The sequence below is a fragment of the Belnapia sp. AC561 genome, assembly GCF_979252845.1.
The window spans coordinates 1-251 of the sequence record NZ_CEEDBP010000359.1; the positions used below are offsets into that span (position 1 = coordinate 1).

The following is a 251-nucleotide window of genomic DNA, read 5'->3' on the forward strand; positions in this document are numbered from 1 at the left end:
GTCCCCCATCCCTTATTCGAATTACGCGCCGATCACCCCGCCATCCAGCCGGGTGATCAGCAGCGTGGTCGAGCGTGGGCGGGTTTTGCCGTCGCTGGCCGGAAAGCTGATGCCGGGGTGCTGGATGTTCGCCCACATCGCCTTGCCATCCGGGCTCCAGGCCAACCCGGTGATCTCGCAGCCACGCGGCCCGACCAGAAAACGCCGCACCTCACGGCTCGACGGATCAGCACACAGCAACTGATTGCAGC

At 65.3% G+C, this 251-nt stretch carries 1 protein-coding gene; it reads right to left on the bottom strand.

All coding sequences use genetic code 11. The features are described from left to right. Nucleotides 1-21: 21 nt before the first annotated feature. Nucleotides 22-251: alkaline phosphatase PhoX (locus tag AC0IW9_RS31425; RefSeq protein ID WP_471652206.1), on the bottom strand; the 230-nt coding region annotated here is incomplete at its 5' end.